Genomic DNA, 14,576 nt, shown 5'->3' on the forward strand with positions numbered 1-14,576 from the left:
CTCGCCGGTGCGGTAGATATTCGTTTGCAGCGATTCAGTGTAGTAGGCCGGCGTCTTGCCCTCCATTTCGCTGCGCGCATTGCACCACTTCACGACGTCATACCAGTTCACGAACTGAACCGGGTGGTTGAAGGCCTTGCCCAGCCCGGAATTGGTGAAGCTGTATCCATGATTGGTGGCCCATTGAAACACCGAATCCCAAAGCGCCTTCGTGACCTCGAACTTGTCCATGTAGATGGCGGAAACATAGTTCGTATGCACCGGACCATCCGGACTCCATCCATCATTCAACGCATCCCCCATTTGAAAGACGCCTGCCGGTATGAGCGTCATGTTGGCGGGCGCTTTGGGGTCGAACAGCCATTCGGTCGTGATGACATTCGTGGCACGAACTTGAATGTAATCAACCCAGTTGCTAGGCCCCGGAGTCGGAACCGCCGTCTGAACCGTGAAAGTGGCGTTCGTCGGGGCGTTCGTCCAAGTAACGTGACCATCCGCATTGAATGCTGTGATCTTGGTCGGCACCGGTCCCGCGACCCGGAAGAAACGCGCGTTTTGCGCGGAAAGACTGGAGACAAAGCCAACTGCACAGAGGAGCAACGCAAAAAATCGCATAATTACTTCAGGTTAACCAAGTCGGAGTCATTTCGAGTCAATTGCAGCGCTGCGACCGCAGTTCCCATGCCGGGTCAAAAATGAAAACCAGCGCATTAACCAGTCATTCTGCCCGCCAATCATCCGATAAACCCACCGCTACGCTCAAGCTGAGATGCGCCACAAAGGCAAACCCCGCTCGCCTAAGACCGGCAAGGCCAAAAGCCTTCGACCTTTGATTGAAGCCGGCCATAAGAATCGAATCTGCACCCGCAGGACAAGCACAAGTTATTGCTTTGAAGATACAAACCCCACAAGCCGCATCCCCGGTCAACGCCCCCCCAGCCCGATTCAAAAATGTCGGCCAAGTTTACATCCTTAAACGTCATTAAACAGCAGTTAACCCATTTATTATTAACGTCTAAAACCACATGGCCAGACTTTGGCAAGCGGTTATAAAGAGCCACACGTCGGCATCTCTTACACTTTCAAACAAACCCATAAGCCACTCGGCACATTTTTACTTTTTAAATTATACTATAACTATTTTATATATAATTGTTTATAAATTAACAACGGAGCCTTTGAAAAGTCCTGGCACGGGCATTGCTGAAATGGTGTCGTTGGAAATCGATCGGTTGTGGACACTCTTAGTCCGAGAAAATAAAGCCACCGAACGAGATTGGATTAAAAAATGAACAGCATCTTAAATAAAACGGTTTTAGTGGCATCGCTGGGTATCCTGTGCGCTTTGCCCGTTAAAGCGCACTTGGCCTCGCCGGACGGCAATTTGGTGGTGGGGTCCAACGATACCGACAAGAGCACCTCAATGGACGCGAACCTCGGCTTGGATGTCACCACGCTCTGGAAGTGGGACAAGGACGAAACCACGCCCCTGCAAGGTGGAGCAACATTCAGCGGCTCGGGCTTCACGGTTGTGTTCAGCCAGGACCTCAAAACCGCCACGCTTTCGTGGAATCTGACGGGCTTGGGCACGGAGCTGTATGGTGTTGCTTGGAAAGACGGCACGTTGGTCGATGGATACTCCGCCAACCTCGGTTACTACTGGTCTGCGGTTACGGATGGCCAGCACTACGTCAGCGATGGCGACACGGTGAATCTCACGATCGACCTCGCACCCGACTTCAAGAATGTCACGGCATGGTCGCACATTGCGTTCTATGGCACGAGTTCGGGCGGCACAACAAATGTCCCTGACGGCGGAACAACGCTGGCCCTGATCGGCATTGCGATGACGAGCTTGGGGTTGCTGCGGAAGAAACTCAGCTGACCAATTTTGCAAAAGCAAAAACGCCGCCAACAAATGTTGGCGGCGTTTCTTTTTCTTCTTTGTCTTTCGACAGCGCGCGAGCGGAACTCAATCAAATTGGAATCGCAACGCGGCGGCAGGAAGGCCGGCAAAGTCAGAGCTGAATGGCTCCGCCAAGGCTGATGGTGTCGACGCTCCGATCATTCGCGGTCTTGCCCATCGTCAGATTTCCGCAGGCCCAGCTTTTCCATCAACTCATAAAGCGTCGGCCGGCTGATGCCCAACTCGTCAGCCGCACGGCTGATCTTGCCGCCGTGACGCTGCATGGCGCGCTCCACAGCTTCACGTTCGGCTCCTTCGCGGGCATCCTTCAAGGTGAGCACTCTTGTCGACCGGTTCACATCCGCCAGTTCCAGGTCGGCCGGCACCACCTGGCGGCCTTCTGCCATGATCACGGCACGCTTCACGCGGTTTTCCAATTCGCGCACGTTGCCGGGCCAATCATGCGTTTGCAACGCGCGCACGGCGGCCGCACTGAACTCCAGTGAATTTCGCTCGTTTTGCGCTCCGAACCGTTTGAGGAACGACTTGGCAAGCACCGGAATGTCGGTGGCCCGCTCGCGCAAGGGCGGCAGTTTGATGACCACCACGGCCAGACGATAATACAGGTCTTCGCGAAATCGCCCCTCGGCCATCGCCTTTTTGAGATCCACGTTGGTCGCCGCCAGAACGCGTGTGTCCACCTGAATCGGAGCGCGCCCGCCGACACGTTCAATCGTCTGCTCCTGCAGGAAACGCAGCAGCTTGACCTGCATGGCCAGCGGCAATTCGCCAATTTCATCAAGAAAGAGCATCCCGCCGCCCGCCATCTCAATGCGCCCCTTGCGTTGGGCGTGCGCCCCCGTGAAGGACCCCTTCTCGTGACCGAACAGTTCGCTTTCCAGCAAGGTCTCCGGAATCGCGCCGCAATTGATGGGAACGAACGGACCCTCGCGGCGCCGACTTTGCCGGTGAATGGCGCGCGCTGCGACCTCCTTGCCGGTGCCGCTTTCGCCCAGGATCAAAACCGGCGCGTCGGTCGTGGCCACGCGACGAATCGCCGTGAAGACCGTTTGCATGCGCGCGCTGCCACCCAGCATCCCTTCAAAGCCGTCGTCCGATGAGGTGGTGCGCTGAAGCTCGCGATACTCGGCTTCCAGATGCGCCACGTAGCTTGCCCGCCGCAGGATGACCGTCAATTCGTCGAGATCGACCGGTTTGTTCAAAAAGTCATAGGCCCCTTCGCCAATGGCACGCAGCGCGTTGTCCTTTTCGCCCTGGCCGGTGACCACAACCACCTTGGCCGCGCGGTCCAATTCCAACAACGCGGCCAGCGTGGCCAGTCCTTCTTCGGGATCGGCCGGCCGTGGCGGCAGGCCGAGATCCAACACGGTGACCACCGGCCGTTCGCTCGTGAATGCCGACACCGCCTCGGCCCGGTCGGCTGCGGTCACGACGGCGTAATCGTTGGCCAGCGCCCACTTCAACTGGGAACGAATCTCCTCATCGTCATCAACAATCAACAACTTGGGTTTCATTGGCAGTCTTCTGATGCGTTGACGGGCAGCCACAGTTGAAACGTGCTGCCCTGCCCGGGTTCGCTTTGCACGGCAATCCTTCCGCCGTGCGCCTCGATGATCGTCTTGGTCTGAAACATCCCGATGCCCAGCCCGTTTTTCTTGCTCGTCTTGAACGGCCGGAACAGGGACTGCGCCACGAATGTCGGACTCATGCCGCAGCCGCCGTCCGCAATGCTAAAGAACACCTCGCCGTTTCGCAGCCCCGTTTCGATTTGAATTTTCCCCCGGCCCGACATGGCGTCCCGGGCGTTCAACACCAGGTTCACGATGGCCGATTCGATTTGCTCCACATCGATCGACACAAGCGGCAAATCCCCCAGCCTGCGTTCGAGCGTGATACCGGGCGCGTCGCCCGCGGACTTCAACGCCGTCTCCACCACTTCGTTGAGGCTGGCCCGGGTGCGGCGCAGCTCAAGCCGCTGGCGCAGCATTGTCAGGCGGCTAATGAGCTGGTTCACACGATCCACGCTCTTGGTCAGCGTGCGCAGGGCGTCCTCGCGAAAGGCGGGGTTCTCGAAATGTGCGGGCAGGTTGCGCAAGGTCAGCGTCAGCGCTGACGCGGTGTTCTTGAGGTCGTGCACCAGGAAGGTTGACATCGCCTGAAACGCCTCCAGCTCGCGGGCGCGCATGAGCTTTTCCGAGAGCCGCAAATTGCGCAGACTCGCCGCGATCTGATCCCCCAAACACTTCAGCAGTTCCAAATCTTCCAGCGAAAATCGCGCACCCCTCACCCGGTCGCCAATCACAATTAAACCCACAATTTCGCCACCGGAAATGAGCGGCAGACAGTAACGATGACCACTTTTTGAGAATTGGGACGGATTGCTGGCCCGCAGCCGGCCGCACCACGCCGCCACCGCACGATCGATGTCCACCGGCTGCACGGCATTGCCCAAAGCCTGGATTCCTTCATAAACCTCGGTCGGCAGGGACGTGGCCTCCTTTTGCCCGGCCTCGATTACGGTGGAGGCGGCAAAGGCAAACTGCCGCTCCGTTTCGTCCGCCACCCAGACCGTCACTGAAAGCGCATCGAAGGTTTCGGAAAGCACCTTGATGACCACGGACCGGGCAAACTGTTGCGGGTCAAACACGGCCACCGCCTGATGCGTGTAATCCGCCCAGATGCGGCGGTAGTCGTGCATCGGACGGCGGAAATAGGCGCTCGTAAATTCCCGGATGCCACGGCGCACCCGATTGGAAAAGCAAAGGGCTGCCAGTCCGCCGAGCGCGAGCAACACCAGCACAGTGGTCACGGGAAATGCGCCGTGCCCGACAATCAACGTGAAGCCCTTGGCCACCAAGCCCACCAGGACCAGGTAAATCCCGGCCAAAATGACGCTCATCGATTTGTGCAGGGCCTCGGTGGACGGGTAGATGTCAATTTGTGCCAGGCGTGAGCGATAGGCGGCGACCGTCAGGAAAACGCAGGCCACGAGCAGCGCCGCGGAGTTGATGATGACCAGATGAACGTTCAGGGCCGAGGTGATGACGACCTGGCTGCTGGTGTAGATTCTCGCCCCGCTCAAGAGCGCCAGCCCAATGACGGCGTATTTGATCTTCCAGCGGGCGGTCCCCACGGAGGCCCGGAAGGTCCATTCCAAATTTGCCAGCATTCCCACCGCACCGATGATCAGAATTAGATTCACGGCCTGCGCCGCCAGCGACATCGGCATCACCAGCTGACCGGCCCGCGCCATCCAAACCGCGTCGGCCACCAAATCGGACCAGAAAACCAATGTGAGTGCAATGGGTGTGGCCAGCAGCAAAAACAATGAGATGGCCCAGCGACGCAGAAATTGCCCGGCGTTCAGGCGGGCAAACGTGAGACTGAACGCCAGCCAGGCCGAAGGCAAAATGGCCTCCGTCAACAAACACAACCGCTGCCAGCGCAGCATTGGCTCGTTATGAACGGCCGAGACGCTCGCAAACTGGAAGAGGGCCTCCAGGCCCAGCAGCACCATTACGAGCAGGAAGAACCACTGGGGCAAAGCAAACGACCGGCGCAGGATCACCCCGATGACAAATGCAAACGCGCCGAGCGCGGCCACCAAATTGATTAGTTCAGCGATTCCCATGTTCAGTGCGTGAACAGTGTCGGTAGGCATTGCCCGCCTCCGCCCAACGGCGGCCCGCCTCTACTTCAGGCCCGCCAGAATGGTGCGCGCCTGTTCCGCAAAGGCACTGCCCGGATTCAACGCCAGGGCGCGCGTCAGCGACGCCTTGCAATCGTCGCCGAGCTTGAATTTGTGCTGCGCAAAACCAAGCGTGTAATACAAGTCCGCGTCCGTCGGATAGGCGCTCGCGCTCTGCTTGAGCAGTTGGATGGCGGACGAAAACTCGCCGCGTTGGTAGGCCAGTCCGCCCAACAAGCGGGCAATCTGAAGGTCATCGGGAAAAGCTTCCCGCGCCTTGCTGGCGAAATCGTAAGCCTTTTGGGCGTCGTGCAGCGGCCCCGCGTAAAGCAGGGCCAGTGGTTTGTAGGCCGGTGAAAACGCCGGATATTGTTGCAGCGCCTTTTCGTAAATCTCCCGCGCCGTTGTCGCGTCGCCTTGATTTGCTTTCAACCGGCCCAAGACCATCAGCGCCGGCACATAATCGGGTTGTTGCCGCAGCACCGATTCGACCCGCGGAAGCGCATTCGTGGCCGGACCGGTCAAAAGGACATTCATTTCCAGAAAAAGCCGGGCCGCACCGGCATTGGGCGAAGGCGGCGTGGCCGCCACGACCTTTTGCATCGCCGCCACGGCGTCGGCCTCGTTGCCCACCGCGTAGGCGGCAAGCGCCAGGTCAAAATGCACGCCCGCATCCGCCGCCTCGTCCCGGGCGCTTTCCTGGAGCAGGCTGTAAGCCCATTTGAAATCCTCTGCGTTCCGAGCTGAGTCAAAGGCAATCCGCCCCAAGGTGTGGGTTACCTGCGGATTGTCCGGATCGAGGTTGCGCGCCCGCCGCGCCAGCGCCATGGCGCGCGGCGCGTCGTTGAGCGAGGACGCGTAAAGGCGGGCGAGCTTGACCATGGCCGGCACCAGGTTGGAATTGAGCGTCAGCGCCTTCTCGTAATCCTGCGCCGCCTTCTGCCATTGACCGGCCCGCTCCGCCGTCGCCGCCGTCCGGCCCAGCAGGATGGGATCCTGGGGAAAACGCGCCCTGAGGGATTCCAGTTCCTTGAGCGCCGCAGCATTGGTCGCGTTGGAATCGAGCGCGAGAATGCGCAGCCGCTCGGCGGCTTCAGGTCGCCAATTCGCGTCAGGGGCGCCCAGTTCCATGGCGCCTTGCAACGCCAGGCGGGCCGGCAGTTCCTCACCCATCATGTAATGAATCATGCCCAGGTGAAACTGCACCTCCGGGTCTTCGGGCAGGCGGCGCGCGCTTTCCTGAACCAGGCCGAGGGCGCGCGGATAGTCGCCGTTCCGATATAGCACCCAGCCAAAGGTGTCGGCGGTGAACGGATCATTGGGCAGCAGCTCACGCGCCTTGCTCGCCAGTTCATAACCGCGTTTCGGCTGCCCCAGGCGCTCCGAGCAAAGATAGGCAAGGTTGTTCAAAGCCAGCCCGTAGCGCGGATTGATCTCCAGGATGGTTTCATAAGCCTTGGCAGCGGCCACGTGATTGGACGCGGCGTTGTGCAGATACGCGATCTGCATCCACGCTGAAATATCGTTCGTGTCATGTGCCACCAACTGGTTGAACGTGCGGAGGGCGGACTCGTAGCGCTTGTCTGCCACATAGACGCGCGCCAGCAACGCCTTGGCCGACGCCGAATCAGGCGCCAGAGCAATGGCACGATGCAAATGACTCTCCGCCTCCGGCAGGTTCGTTTCCGCCAGGTAGATTTTGCCGAACAGTTCATACGGGACGGCGTTTGAGGGGGCGCGTTGCAACTCCTGTCGGGCACGGCTTTCCGCCGCGGCAAACTGGTGCCGGTCCAGATCGAGGTTGATCAATTGATCCAGCGCGGCATGAAAATCGGGGGCCGCCGCCAAGGCCTGCTCGAAACTCCGGCGCGCCTCGGCTTCCCGTCCCTGCCGTTGATAAATGAGACCGGTCATGAAAGCGGGCTGCGGGTTGGTTGGGAAACTGCGGCTGAGCGCTTGATAGATGCCCAGGGCCGTGTCCAAATGACCCGCCGCCTGGTGCGCCGAGGCCAGCAGAAACTGCACACTGGCCAGCGATGGATGCCGCGCCGCCAGTGCACTCAGTTCGGTGATGGCCGTGGCGGCATCACCACGACGAATGTTCAATTCGCCGCGCAGCATCGCCGCTTCCACCCACCCCGGTTGCAGCCGCAGCGCCTCGCCAAGGCTCCGAATCGCACTGCCCAGTTCATTCCGCTGCAAATAGACCAGCGCCATCTGATAGGAAATCCGCGGCGCCCGCGGCGCCAGACGGCGCGCATTTTCCAATTCGACCAACGCCTGGTCCGATCGATCCTGGGCGAGCCGCAGCCGGGCCAGCAGGCCGATGGCATCGACGTTGGCGGGATCCCGCCCGAGCAGCGACTTCAACATGGCCTCGCACTCCTGCAAGTGCCCCTGGCTCAAGGCCAGCTGTGCCAGGGCCTGCAAGGCCGGCAGATAATCGGGCGCCTGCTTGGTCACCGCCTCCAGAATCGCGCGCGCCCCCGCCGTATCCCCGGTCGCCAGTTTGAAGTTGGCATACCGCAACCGGTAGGGAGAACGGGGCGGCGCCAATTCCGCCGCCGCCTTGAACTGGGCCGCGGCATTGGTCATGTCGTTCCTCGTCAGGAGCAGATTGCCCAGCGCCATGTGGGCCGCGCTCGACTGGGGCGCGATGGCCAAGGCCTCGCGAAAGGAGTTTTCCGCCGCCGGGAGCCTGGCTTCCCGCACCTGCAACAGGCCGCGGGCCAGGTGATAGTCCGCCAGGCCGCGCACGGCCGGCGGCATGCCGGCGAGGCGGGACTGCGCGTCGCGCACATCGTTGGTCGTAATGCTGCTGTCCGCGAGCAGTTGCAGGGCGATGCCGTTGGTCGGCTCCTGTTCGAGCACGGCCAGCGCCTCGTCGCGCGCCTCTTTCACCTTGCCTCCGGCGAGCAGCACCATGGCGAGCTTCAACTGGGCATCGGTATCGGCGGCTTTCAATTGTCGGGCGGCCGAAAGGAGCGCAAACGCGCGGCTGAAGTTGCCTTGATCGAAGGCCATTTTGCCCAGGCTGTCGAGGGCCACGCCGTTGCTTCCATTTAGCCGGAGCGCGTTCAGATATTGGATTTCCGCCCGGTCATAGTCACCCGCGGCGTAGAACGAATTCGCCTCGCGCAAATAACGGGCCTCCCGGGCTTCCCGGGAACAACCCGCCAGCAGCGCGACCAGCGCACAACCGACAAACAGCAGGCCAAACTTGCTCATGAAACTTCAATACGATGACCGCTCGAGGTGGAGCCCGGCGAACGGGCGTCATGCGGCGGTTCCGTCCCGTCTGCGCAGGTGGCAATTTTTCCACGCGATTCCCGGCGCCGCTCACCCCGTCGCAGCCAGAGCAGGAATAAAAAAAACGGAATCAACGAAAGGGCAAAGAAAATCGGCCCGCCCCGGTGATGAATCGGGGAGTCGATCATGCCGGGGCTGACATGCACACACAGCATCGCAATCGTGAAAACGCGGAAGCCGTTGCGCAGGATGGCCAGCGGGATGACAAACAACGTCAGCGCGGCGCGGCGCCACGGCGACTTGAGCAGCAGGTCGCCGGCAATCAGACTGGTGATGAACAGCACCAGCGAGGAACGGATGCCGCTGCATTCCTGCGCCACCTGGATGGCGATGCCGGGCAGCCGGAACACCAGTCCTTCGCGATAAACCGTGCTGCCCGTCGCGGCGAAAAAGAGCGAGGCCGCCTCGGCGGACGCGTGTTGCAGAAACACCTCGATGGCATTTTCCATCGCCAGCGGCATCGGCAGGAGGAAGACCAACAAAACTGCCGGGAAGGCGCAGTGCCAGAGCAGCCGCCCGCCCAGAAACCAAAAGGCGCCCGCGCCCAAAAAGAGCAAATAGCCGAGGGTAGCCAGCGCCAGATGGGCCCGGGGTTCGGGCGCGCTCGTCCCTCCGTAACTCCACAACCCCGCCAAGACGGCCAGCCCGAGCAGCAACAGGCCGCCCGCGAGAAGAGGAGAACGCCCGGATTCACCGGGTAGCGCCGCGCGCCGTTGCCAGATCAGATACGCGACCACGAACGGAATCAGCAGCGCGTGCGAATGAAAGTCGTTCCCCCACGCAAACCGCACCAGCTCCAGCAGCGGCCACGCGAAGGCCAGCGTCAAACCCGCGGCAAACCAGCCGAATGCCTTGAACCGCCTCGCCTCAGCGTTCCTCGCTGACGAACCATGGGCCGCCGATGGTTTCAGTTCTGACATTTCATTGTTTCGACGCGCGTCGGGCACCGCCCATCATACGTCATCCCGCCCAACGGGAAACTATTTCATTGCCGCTCCCCGGCCGGACTCACGCTTTCATTACCTGGCCCGGCTTGGTCTTGCAGACCGCCATCGCGTTGCGGGTATCCACAATCGAGACCGCCCAATCCGCCAGTTCCTGGTAATTGACGCAGGCGTGGTTCGTGGCAATCAACACCAGATCGAAACCGGCAATGCTGGCGCGGTCCCAGGACACGGATTTTTTGCCCGCCCAGTGACTGTGTTCCCGGGTGGGTTTGATGACCGGCACGTAGGGATCATAATATTCCACCGTTGCCCCGCGCGCGCTGAGCAGGTTCATCAACACGTAGCTGGGCGACTCGCGCTCATCGTCCACGTTCGGCTTGTAGGCAAGGCCGACGATGAGGATGCGGCTGCCCTTGACCGCACGGCCGCGCTCGTTCAGCGCGTCGGCGACGCGATGCACGACGTATTCCGGCATCGCCGTGTTAATTTCGCCGGCAAGCTCGATGAACTTGGTGTTCTGGCCGTATTCGCGCGCCTTCCACGTGAGATAAAACGGGTCGATGGGAATGCAGTGACCGCCGAGACCGGGGCCGGGATAAAACGCCATGAACCCAAATGGCTTCGTTTTCGCGGCGTTGATGACCTCCCAAACGTCGATGCCCATGGCGGTGTAAACGACCTTGAGTTCGTTCACGAGCGCGATGTTCACGCTGCGGAACGTGTTTTCCACCAGTTTCGTGGCTTCCGCGGCGCGACAGGAGGAAACCGGCACCAGCGTCTTGATGGCCTTGGAATACAGCGCGACCGCCTTTTCCAAACAGGCCGGCGTAAAGCCGCCGATGACTTTCGGAATGGACGCCACCTTGCTGTCGGGATTGGCCGGGTCTTCGCGCTCGGGCGAAAACGCGAGATGAAAATCGGTCCCGGCCTTCAACTGGGACCCCGCTTCCAGCACGCCGCGCAAATCCTCATCGGTCGTCCCGGGATAGGTCGTTGACTCCAGCACGACGAGCGTGCCCTTGCGCAGGTGCGGGGCGATGGCCCGGCCGGTTTCGAGAATGTAGGTGATGTCCGGTTCGCGGTTCTTGTTCAGTGGTGTCGGCACGCAAATGATCACCGCGTCCACCTCCTGCACGCGCCGGAAATCCGTGGCGGCGGCGAAGCGGCCAGCCTGGATCTGCTCGGCGACGGACTCCGCCGTGATGTGCTTGATGTAGCTGCGCCCGGCGTTGAGCGCCTCGACTTTGGCCAGATCAACATCCAATCCCAATATGGTGACCCCCGAACGGGCAAACTGCAGCGACAGCGGCAGCCCGACATAACCCAACCCAACAATGGCAGCTTTCATAGTTTTTTTGGTCTCACGTTATAGCGTTTTGATGTCCGTCACGACCGACAAAATCAGTCTTTGCGCCCGCGCAAAATCTGTCATCACGCCCGCCGCGCCGGCATCCAGCCAGGCGACACACCACAACAACCGATTTCGCCGCCCGGGGAAACCCGGGCAAACCCAGCATTTCGACCACCGCCCCGCCCCGGGTTAAAAAGTGCCTCGTTTAGAATGACGCCAGCCTATGCGGGCTACTTGTTGACTGGCAATTTCTTTTGAATCATGCGGTCCGGGCGCGGCCGGCCCGTTCGCCGCCGGGTCAATCCTCGCTCCACCCCACAAGCAAAACGCCGGCAGAAGGCGGCCGGCGTTGCTCCGTGATTTCCGCCCAGGGCGACTTCGCACATCATGACGCAACCCCGCAACCAGCGTCGCCCGACGGAACGTCGTCCGCCAAGCCAGCCAAGCCCTGCCGGCTACGCCACGGACGCGAGCGCGGTTCGCCCGCGGCAAACCTTCACGTCGTCCCGCTCCGAAATGGGTGGCGCCGGTTTGAAATGGGCCACGAATTGGGAATGGAGCAGCTGCGTGGACAAAACCCCGACGAGCACCATGTCATCCGATTCACTCACGGGCCGGCCGGATTGAATTTTTTGCACCAGTTGCGCCACCATCTCCGGCTTGAACAAACCGGTCTCCGCGAGGCACCGCGCCGACAGCAGCTCCCGGACGTATTCCGGCGAACGGTCATTGAAGAAGCTGCGATGAATCGGCGCCCGGTAGGGCCGTTTGCGCCGTTGCCAGATTTCCGCGGGCAGCCAGCGCCGGCCGACTTGTTTCAGCAGATACTTCTCCTGCAGTCCGCGCAGCTTCAGGGCCGGCGGCAGCTGATTGCAAAACTCCACGACGCGAAAATCCAAAAACGGGAACCGCCCCTCGATGGAGTGCGCCATGCCCATGCGATCCCCCTGGGATGACAACAGATATTGCGACAGGAAAATTTTGATTTCCAAAAACTGTGCCCGCGCCAGCGGACTCCACCGGCTGAATTCGTCCGGTATCTGCCGGTCGAATGCGCCGGCGCCCGCGGCCGATGCTGCGTGCCGGACCGCGTCCGTCAGAAACCGGCAGTTGCGTCTGCCATTGCGCCAGCGCACGGCGTGCGAGTAATCGCGCGCCCCGACTTCGAGCAGATTTTCCCGGAAGAAGGCGGCCATCATGGCGGGATTGCTTTTGGCCAGTCCGGCGATGTCCGGATACAACCGTTGGAACAATTGCGGCCGGCGGCGGGAAGCTGGTTGCGCCGCCCAAAAACGCCGCACCTTGGCCTCCTTGAAAATGTCGTAACCGCCCAGGAATTCGTCGGCGCCCTCGCCCGTCAGCACCACCTTGTAGCCCGCCTCGCGCACCCGTTTGGACAACAGAAACATCGGCGCGGGCGAAGTCCGCATCACCGGCACCTCGGTGTGCCACACCACCTCCGGAAACACGTTGCCGATGTCGGCATGCGTCGCGCGCACCACTTGATGCTCGGTGCCCAGGAACCGGGCCATCTGCAATTGCCACGCACTCTCATCAAAGTGGGCGTCGTCGAACGCGATGGAGAATGTATCGAGCCGGTTGCTCGTATGATTGCGAATGAGCGAGGTGATCAGCGAGGAATCCAGTCCGCCGCTCAAGTAAGCCCCGACGGGAACGTCGGCGCGCAACCGCACTTTCACCGCTTCGATGAGCAACTGCGTCAGTTCCTCGGCATGGGCTTCGGTCGCCTTCGATGCCTGGTTTCGCGCCGCCTCGACGTCCGCAGGAAAGGCCGGTGCCCAGTAACGCTTGACGGAAACGTCCGTCCCATCGGCTTCCAGATAATGTCCGGGCGGGAGTTCCACCACGCCCTGAAAGATCGTGTCCGGCGACAGCGGCGACCAATACGTGAAGATTTGCTCCAGCACCGCCGGATTGAGGGCGGCCGGCACGATGCCCGTGGCCAGGAGGGCCTTGATTTCCGAGCCGAACAGCAACTGTCCGTTTTGCTGCGTGTAGAACAGCGGCCGCACGCCCAGCCGATCCCGGGCCAGAAACAACCGCCGGCGCCGCGCGTCCCAGACCGCGAAGGCGAACTGCCCGTTGAGGCGGTTGAGTCCGGAGGGACCATATTCTTCAAACAGGTGCAACAACACTTCCGTGTCCGACGACGTGGTGAAGCGATGGCCCCGCGCCTCCAGCTCGGGACGCAATTCGAGGTAGTTGAAAATTTCCCCGTTGAAAACAATCCAGAGCGAGCCGTCTTCGTTGGTGATGGGCTGCTGCCCGCCGCCCAAATCGATGATGCTCAGCCGCGCGTTGCCCAGCGCGACCCGCTCATCGAGGCAGATGCCGAACTGGTCGGGACCGCGGTGGCGGATTTGCGCCAGCATCCGGCGCAGGGTTGCTTCCGATGGCGGCGGCCCCCCGGCGCGTTGAACAATTCCAGCGATGCCACACATGCAACTTTAATGTTTCCTTTAAGACGGGCTTTTCTCAATGTCTGCCCGGCGCACGTTTTGCTAAAAGGCAGGGTGCGTTGCGACCATGCCAAAACGCTCAACAGCCGGGCGCTTGCCGGAATGGCTGGCCTACAACGGCCGTCAGCTCCGCTATTATCTGAGCCGGGCCTTGTGGGAGAGCAAGGCCTTCATCCCGGGCCTGCGCGCCCAACGCCGCCGCGAGGCCATGATCGGACCGTTCGGTCATTGGCGTGAGCTGCGGGCCTACCAAATCCAGGCCCTCAAACAGCACGGGCTCCAGCCGCAGCATCGCATTCTGGACATCGGTTGCGGCCCGCTGCAAGGCGGCATCCCCATGATTCAATACCTGGAGCCTTCGAGCTACGTTGGCGTGGACATCAATCCGTTCAAACTCGCGGAAGGGTATCGCGAAGTGGCGCGGCATGGCCTGGCCCCCAAAAATCCGCGGTTGTTTCATTCGGAAAAATTTGGCGCCGAGCATTTGGACGGCCAGCGTTTCGATTTCATCTGGGCCTCGCAAATCCTCTACTACTTCGACGACGCGACCCTCCGCAACCTGCTGGCGTTCGTGGCGCAAAAACTCGCGCCCAACGGCAAATTCCTCTGCGACATTCTCGGCAAATGCGACCGCAAGCTCCGTTCGCGCAGCCATCTGCAATGGTGCCGCTCGGTGAAGCGGCACTCGGTGAAAAAATTCAACCAGCTCGGGGCGCCGTTCGGATTGCAGGCGCGCGCCACCGGCCGGATCGATGCGTTCGGTTACCCGCGGAAATTGCGGCTGTGCTCGAACGTGATGATTGAGGTCACTCACCGCCAACCGCCGGGCTGAGCTGCGGCTGGCAACCGCAGCCCGGCGCCCCGGCCGGTTCCC

The 14,576-nt window shown here is 61.1% G+C and carries 9 protein-coding genes; 2 read left to right on the top strand and 7 right to left on the bottom strand.

The window, feature by feature from the left end; translation table 11 throughout:
- On the bottom strand, nucleotides 1-615 hold a 615-nt coding region (locus VFV96_04665; GenBank protein HEU5069692.1), incomplete at its 3' end, for an SUMF1/EgtB/PvdO family nonheme iron enzyme.
- 673 nt (nucleotides 616-1,288) lie between these two features.
- Here VFV96_04665 and VFV96_04670 point away from each other — a divergent pair.
- A complete protein-coding gene (locus tag VFV96_04670) occupies nucleotides 1,289-1,885 on the top strand; it encodes a hypothetical protein (protein ID HEU5069693.1) in 597 nt (198 codons plus the stop codon).
- Nucleotides 1,886-2,064: 179 nt separating this feature from the next.
- Here VFV96_04670 and prsR read toward each other — a convergent pair whose 3' ends face one another.
- The 6 genes from prsR to asnB all read right to left on the bottom strand — a co-directional run bounded on the left by prsR (nucleotide 2,065) and on the right by asnB (nucleotide 13,684).
- The gene (gene prsR / locus VFV96_04675) at nucleotides 2,065-3,441 is read right to left on the bottom strand and encodes a PEP-CTERM-box response regulator transcription factor (protein HEU5069694.1); all 1,377 of its coding nucleotides are present in this window, start codon (nucleotides 3,439-3,441) and stop codon (nucleotides 2,065-2,067) included.
- Nucleotides 3,438-5,558 (bottom strand): XrtA/PEP-CTERM system histidine kinase PrsK, encoded by a 2,121-nt coding sequence (gene prsK, locus VFV96_04680; GenBank protein HEU5069695.1) that lies wholly within the window; start codon nucleotides 5,556-5,558, stop codon nucleotides 3,438-3,440. Before prsK ends, prsR begins: the two co-directional genes overlap by 4 nt.
- A 60-nt stretch (nucleotides 5,559-5,618) precedes the next feature.
- On the bottom strand, nucleotides 5,619-8,843 hold the full coding sequence (locus VFV96_04685; protein HEU5069696.1) for a tetratricopeptide repeat protein: 3,225 nt from the start codon (nucleotides 8,841-8,843) through the stop codon (nucleotides 5,619-5,621).
- Entirely contained in the window at nucleotides 8,840-9,844 is a 1,005-nt protein-coding gene (locus VFV96_04690) for an exosortase/archaeosortase family protein (GenBank protein ID HEU5069697.1), read from the bottom strand. The genes VFV96_04685 and VFV96_04690 overlap by 4 nt, the downstream gene beginning before the upstream one ends.
- A gap of 88 nt (nucleotides 9,845-9,932) precedes the next feature.
- Nucleotides 9,933-11,219: a nucleotide sugar dehydrogenase gene (locus VFV96_04695; GenBank protein HEU5069698.1), complete on the bottom strand. Its 1,287-nt coding sequence runs from the start codon at nucleotides 11,217-11,219 to the stop codon at nucleotides 9,933-9,935.
- Nucleotides 11,220-11,677: 458 nt separating this feature from the next.
- Nucleotides 11,678-13,684 (bottom strand): asparagine synthase (glutamine-hydrolyzing), encoded by a 2,007-nt coding sequence (asnB, locus tag VFV96_04700; GenBank protein HEU5069699.1) that lies wholly within the window; start codon nucleotides 13,682-13,684, stop codon nucleotides 11,678-11,680.
- 85 nt (nucleotides 13,685-13,769) lie between these two features.
- On the opposite strand from asnB, the gene VFV96_04705 reads away from it, so the two are divergent.
- Complete coding sequence (locus VFV96_04705; GenBank protein ID HEU5069700.1) at nucleotides 13,770-14,534, top strand: class I SAM-dependent methyltransferase; 765 nt, start codon at nucleotides 13,770-13,772, stop codon at nucleotides 14,532-14,534.
- Nucleotides 14,535-14,576 lie beyond the last annotated feature (42 nt).

The sequence above is a fragment of the Verrucomicrobiia bacterium genome, from assembly GCA_035765895.1.
Lineage (GTDB): Bacteria > Verrucomicrobiota > Verrucomicrobiia > Limisphaerales > DSYF01 > DSYF01.

Bases quoted from the DNA above. Each gene is read 5' to 3' on its own strand.
- VFV96_04670 (HEU5069693.1), top strand. From the start codon at position 1,289: ATGAACAGCATCTTAAATAAAACGGTTTTAGTGGCATCGCTGGGTATC.
- prsR (HEU5069694.1), bottom strand. From the start codon at position 3,441: ATGAAACCCAAGTTGTTGATTGTTGATGACGATGAGGAGATTCGTTCC.
- prsK (HEU5069695.1), bottom strand. From the start codon at position 5,558: ATGGGAATCGCTGAACTAATCAATTTGGTGGCCGCGCTCGGCGCGTTT.
- VFV96_04685 (HEU5069696.1), bottom strand. From the start codon at position 8,843: ATGAGCAAGTTTGGCCTGCTGTTTGTCGGTTGTGCGCTGGTCGCGCTG.
- VFV96_04690 (HEU5069697.1), bottom strand. From the start codon at position 9,844: ATGTCAGAACTGAAACCATCGGCGGCCCATGGTTCGTCAGCGAGGAAC.
- VFV96_04695 (HEU5069698.1), bottom strand. From the start codon at position 11,219: ATGAAAGCTGCCATTGTTGGGTTGGGTTATGTCGGGCTGCCGCTGTCG.
- asnB (HEU5069699.1), bottom strand. From the start codon at position 13,684: ATGTGTGGCATCGCTGGAATTGTTCAACGCGCCGGGGGGCCGCCGCCA.
- VFV96_04705 (HEU5069700.1), top strand. From the start codon at position 13,770: ATGCCAAAACGCTCAACAGCCGGGCGCTTGCCGGAATGGCTGGCCTAC.